Here is a 4,299-nt window from a genome sequence, read left to right on the forward strand (position 1 = left end):
GTCGCAGCATTCATCACGCTGAGCAGCGCCCTCGCCTCCCATCTTCGGCTGATCGTCGTCGGTCGGCCGGGCCCCCGCTTCGGGGAGGGGGGCTTCAGCGGTGGCGTCAATATCGACCCGTGGCTGCTCATCTTCCGACTTGCGCAGATCGATCTCCTCGGCGTCGCACAGCGCTTGCGCCAGCGTCTCGTCAGAGACGCGCGCGGTGCCGCTCGCGCAGTTCACCCACGCCAGCCTGCTCGAAGGGTCAGCGTGGATCACGAGGCGGTAGCGATTGCCCAGGTCGGCCTCGGTCTGGGCCGTGTTGAGGAACTCCTGCGCCATCTGCTCGATGGCATCGGCCAGCGCCACGCGCTCGCCCGCCACCTGACACACGCGATCGAGCGCCTCGCGCACGATGGCCATCTGCTCGGGCTCGAAGTCGAGGGTTACGCGGTTCTTCACGGGGCGAGGCTTCCCCTCGTCTCCACCGGGCTCGCCGGGCTTGCGACCCTTGTGGGTGCGCGCCACCATCATCTCGATCTGGCGCGTGTTGTGATGCGCCGCCGCGTCGAGCTGCAGGATCGCCTCGGCGTAGTGCGCGGTGGTGGACGTCCCCCAGTCGAAGTGCAGGCACCGCTTGTCGATCTCGAGGAGACAGGCGGTCAGGATACGCTCGCGGTGGCAGAGATCGTTCTTGGCCGCCACGGCGATCTGATGGATCTGTTCGGCAGTGCGTGTGGAGAGCGCGAGATCCGGCATGGCGGACCTCCTTGGGTGAGAGCGCTTGTCACTGCGGGGTCGTGAAGGCTTCGGTGGTGTGTTGTGGAAGTTTGTGTTGGGCGGTATCGGTTCCTTTTATTGCTAACATTGTTTTTTGCCTGTTGATTCATGTGGGTCTGTTGCAATGTGGCCGTCGATTGTCAGTTGCGTGGGGCACCCTGGTGGTGCGCGTGTTCACCCTTTGAGGTGCTCAACGCTCCTGCAATTGCGTTTCCGAAGACGTCGTCGTGAAGATTGTCTGGATGGCCGAGTGGTCTGACGAGGACCCCCTTTACTGGGGCTCGCGCAAGGTCTGCCGAGCGGTGCGACACCGTGGTTGATGGGCAATAAGTCGTCAAGCTGGGTACAAGTGCAGCGATGAGATATGCAGACTTCTTTCCATCGCTGGCTATCACGGCGAACCGCGCCCTCGCGCGTATCGCTCTGCTCATCGCACTCCCCTTGATGGGGTGTGGTGGCGGGACGACCACGGTGCCGTCGACCCCCGCGCTGAATGCGACGATTCGCCTGTCAGAGGCGGCCACCGCGCCGATGAAGCAGCCGTCGCTGCCCGCTGCCTGGAGCGTCGTCGGGCCCGGCGCAGTTGTGGTGGCGAACACGGGGGGGAACAGCATTCTGGCCTATGACCCGCGCACGCAGAACGTGACGACCGTGGTCGGCGGGCTCACACAACCCACCGGAGTGGCCTTCGCGCCCGATGGATCGCTCTGCGCCAGCCTTCTCGGTGGTCGCGTGGTGCGCATCGATGTCGCATCGGGCGCTGTCAAGACCGTGGCCCAGGGGGGGCGATTGGCGAGCCTCTTCGACCTGGTGTTCGACGGGGCGGACCGTCTTGATGTGACCAATGACATCGATCCGTCGAACGCCGAGGTGACCCGCATCACCCCATCGACCGCGGCGCAGGCGAAGCTCACCGAGCTGGGGGGGCTCATGCCCGAAGGCATCGCTTTCTCGAGCGTGCAGGGGCTTCTGTATGTGGTGAGCGACCGCGATCGCAGGCTGGTGGCCATCGACGCCGCGACGGGCGAGACGCGCCCTGTCGGGTTCTTTGCGAGCGACCCGGGTGACGTGGATGTTGCGCAGAATGGGGATGTGTGGTTCTCTGATCTCTTTCGTGGGGTTTTGATTCGCGTGCCCATCGAGACTGGCGTTGAGGTCGAGGTGAGCCGTGATGCCGCAGGTCTGCGGGGGCTCGCCGTGGACGGCGACGGCACCGTGGTCGCGCAGAACGGGACGTCTCTGCTGCGGTTCGGTGCCGACGGGTCGAAGACCACGCTGTGGAGCGGCTCGCCGCTCAATGCGCCGCAGCATCTGACGGTATCGCCGTTGCTGCTGCTGGCCGTGAACGACATCACCGCGCAGGTGAATGCGGATCGTGTGCGTGTCGCGGGAGCCTTCGCCACGCGCGACGCCATCGATGTGGCATCGAGCGCGTTCACGGTTCAGATCACGGGCGGCCCCTCCTGGGTCGTTCAGGCTGGCGCGCTCCGCGTGCTTGGGGGAGGGCACTACCGGTGCAATGGGGCGGCGGGCGATCCGTCCGCCACGGTCGAGATCACCAAACTGGGTGGCAATCGCTACGGCCTCGAGGTCGATGGGCGCAAGGCGGGCGCTTTCAGTGTGGTTGGCGAGGTCACGGTATCGCTCACGGTGGGCACCTTGCCCACGGCTTCTGCAAGGCGAGCGGTTCGCGTGCTGGGTGGGGAATAGGGTGGCGCTGCGCGTCGCGCTGCAGCGCGCACCAATGAGAAGCGCCCCGACCCAGGTGTCTGGGTCGAGGCGCTTGCTCACGTCAGCGGAGGTCGGTGCTCACCGACCCGTTCGCTAGTCGTCCTTCTTGTCTTCGCTCTTCTTGTCGCCCTTGTCGCCGTCTTCCTTGGCGTCATCGCCTTTCTTGTCGCCCTTGTCGCCGTCTTCTTTGGCGTCGGCACCCTTGGCGTCGGCACCCTTGGCGTCAGCACCCTTGGCGTCGGGGGCCTTCTCGTCGGGCTTCATCTCGCCGCCCTTGGCGTCGGCCGAACCCTTATCGTCGGGCTTGGCGTCTGGGGCCTTCTTGTCGTCGGCCTTCGCCTCGGTCGCGGCGATCTTCACCGACTTGCGGATGTTCTCGATGAGGTCCTTGTTGGCCTTGAAGTCGCCGATGACCAGTGCCACGACGATCTCCTTCTCCTTGGCCTCGAAGCCCCAGAAGGCCCAGTCGACCTCCTTGCCCGTGTCCTTGCGCTTGCCCGTGCCGCCGACGGCCCAGGTCTTGATGCCGTTGATGAGGTCTTCCTTCTCGATGGCCTTGTCGATCTTCACGTCGGACATCTTGCCTTCGAGGCGCTTGTCGGGGCCGGCGCGCAGCACGGCGACATCGTTCGGCGTGGCTGCCAGCATCACGACGACCAGGCTCTCATCGGCGTTGGCGGCTGCCGCGGTCTGGTCGTTCGTCTCGGTCTTCCATCCGGCGGGCACCTCAATGGACACGCTCTTCATGACGACGAGCTTGCCGGCGCCGGTGTTGGCTGCCGCGCTCGGGGCAGCGCTCGGGGCGGCGCTCGGGGCGGCGCTCACGGGTGCGCTCGGGCTGCCGGCGGTCTTCGGCGCTTCCGGCTTCGTCTGGGTGCAACCGACGCTCGCGAGGAAGGCGGTCGAGAGGAGGCTCAGGGCCAGAAATCTCTTCATGTATGCTCCTGTCTGTAGTTCAGATAACGTGTGGTTCTTCCGCATATGACGCCGCTTTGAGCGTACGCATACGGACATAGGGGCCGACTGTTCGGATTCGGTTCTGGATCTCCTGCCCGCGGCGCGTGGGGGTATTCGGGTCGGTTTCCGGTCGTACATTCAGAAGCGTTGTGGTTGCAAGGTTTCGGGCCGCGCTGTTCGGTGGGGCGAGACCGAACAGTGGCGGCGGAAATGAAAAAAGCCCGCGGTGGCGGACTTCTTTCTACTGGAGCCGGGAGGGGGAATCGAACCCCCGACCTGCGCATTACGAGGGCGCTGCTCTACCTCTGAGCCATCCCGGCAGATGTCGCGCGTGGGCGGTCGGTGACCACGCAGCCTAGAGTCTAACAAGCGAGAGGGGGGTTGTCAAGCACGGTTCCGGGTGTGGGCGGCTTCTTCTCGAGGGGCGTTCACCGCGCGGTCTGGAAGGGGAGCGCTCGGAGGGGGAGCAGTCGCGGCAGGGGCTCAGCGGTTCCGAAGGACGAATCGCGAGGGCATCTTCGAAGGGTCGCTGACGGGCGACGGCGGGGCTGAGGCCGGATCTGCGCACAGCCGCCAGGCGCTCTGGAGGCCCTTCCAGTCGAGCTTGAACTCCGCGCCACACCCTCCGCACTGGTAGGTGTCGGTGGTGAGCCCCTCGAGCAGACGCGTGACGGGCCCTACGCGGCAGTGTCCGCAGGTCACGTGCTCGCGCACCTTCTCGATGAGGAAGGCGCCTGCGGCGGTCTCGCTCTTGCGCGCTTCATCGAGTCGCGCTTCGTCATCGAGGCGGAACACCACCAGAGGCCAGCTTCGCCGCAGCAGCACGTAGCCCGCCATCAGACGGGCGAG

At 65.7% G+C, this 4,299-nt stretch carries 4 protein-coding genes and 1 tRNA gene; 1 reads left to right on the top strand and 4 read right to left on the bottom strand.

Annotation, left to right across the window (positions count from 1 at the left end):
- On the bottom strand, nt 1-741 hold a 741-nt coding region (locus tag EB084_20665), incomplete at its 3' end, for a hypothetical protein (GenBank protein NDD30680.1).
- 378 nt (nt 742-1,119) lie between these two features.
- Here EB084_20665 and EB084_20670 point away from each other — a divergent pair.
- Nucleotides 1,120-2,472 (top strand): hypothetical protein, encoded by a 1,353-nt coding sequence (locus tag EB084_20670; GenBank protein NDD30681.1) that lies wholly within the window; start codon nt 1,120-1,122, stop codon nt 2,470-2,472.
- 114 nt (nt 2,473-2,586) lie between these two features.
- Here EB084_20670 and EB084_20675 read toward each other — a convergent pair whose 3' ends face one another.
- From EB084_20675 to EB084_20685, 3 genes are all read right to left on the bottom strand, one after another.
- Nucleotides 2,587-3,429 carry a hypothetical protein gene (locus tag EB084_20675; protein ID NDD30682.1) on the bottom strand — a complete coding sequence of 281 codons (843 nt, stop codon included), beginning with the start codon at nt 3,427-3,429 and terminating at the stop codon, nt 2,587-2,589.
- 266 nt (nt 3,430-3,695) lie between these two features.
- Nucleotides 3,696-3,770 (bottom strand) — tRNA-Thr (locus tag EB084_20680).
- A gap of 163 nt (nt 3,771-3,933) precedes the next feature.
- Nucleotides 3,934-4,287: a hypothetical protein gene (locus tag EB084_20685; protein ID NDD30683.1), complete on the bottom strand. Its 354-nt coding sequence runs from the start codon at nt 4,285-4,287 to the stop codon at nt 3,934-3,936.
- Nucleotides 4,288-4,299: the final 12 nt, after the last annotated feature.

The organism is Pseudomonadota bacterium (assembly GCA_010028905.1).
Taxonomy (GTDB): Bacteria; Vulcanimicrobiota; Xenobia; order RGZZ01; family RGZZ01; genus RGZZ01.